This window comes from Stenotrophomonas pictorum JCM 9942 (assembly GCF_001310775.1).
Classification (GTDB): Bacteria; Pseudomonadota; Gammaproteobacteria; order Xanthomonadales; family Xanthomonadaceae; genus Stenotrophomonas; species Stenotrophomonas pictorum.
On record NZ_BAZI01000697.1, the window covers coordinates 1 to 842 of the forward strand.

Annotated in this window: 1 protein-coding gene; it reads left to right on the forward strand. The window is 68.8% G+C overall.

Annotation, left to right across the window (positions count from 1 at the left end):
• Positions 1–842: PD-(D/E)XK nuclease family protein (locus JCM9942_RS17125; RefSeq protein ID WP_172675199.1), on the forward strand; the 842-nt coding region annotated here is incomplete at both ends.

Below are 842 nucleotides of genomic sequence, written 5' to 3' on the forward strand. Positions count from 1 at the left end.
ACGATCGACGACGCGCTGGAGAGCGGGGCGGACAGCGCCGTGGTGGCCACCGCCGCGGACGTGTTCGATCCGCGTTTTGCCGGCAGCCGCTTCGGCAACGTCTTGCATGCCGCGCTGGAGAATGTCGACTTTGGCGCCTGGGGTGACTGGCGCCCTGCCGATCCGGCGCCGGACGGTCAGGCCGGGATCATTGAAAAAACGCTGCGTGCCGAGGGCTATGTCGACGAGGAGATCGCCGACGGTGTGGGCCTGCTGACCCGGCTGATCGGCCAGACCCTGACCGTGACCCTGCCTGAGGGCGGTGCGTTGCACACGCTGGGCGAGGGCGAGCGTCGCGCCGAAATCGAATTCCATTTCGCGATGCAGCCGACCACGGTGCCGGCGCTGCTGCGGGTGCTGCATCAGCATGGCGTGGTGCGGGGCCGCCAGGGCTTCGGTCTTCGCCGCCAGCTGGAAGGGCTGATGACCGGCAAGATCGATCTGACCTACGTCCGCGACGGGCGCTGGTACGTGCTGGACTACAAGTCCAACCGGCTGCCCGATTACAGCGCCGCGCAACTGGAGGCGGCCATGCGCCACAGCGAGTACGACCTGCAGGCGTTGATCTACACCGTGGCGCTGCACCGTTGGCTGCGCTTCCGGATCGGCGCCGGTTACGACTACGCCCGCGATTTCGGCGGCATCCGCTACCTGTTCTGCCGTGGCCTGGATGCCGGCCGGGCGTCCTCGCCCGGGGTGTACGCGCATACCTTCGCCCCGGCACTGGTGGCCGCGGTGGATGAACTGTTTGCCGGGGGCCGTGAGGGCCACGCGGCGTTGCTGGCACGACTGGGAGGCACGGC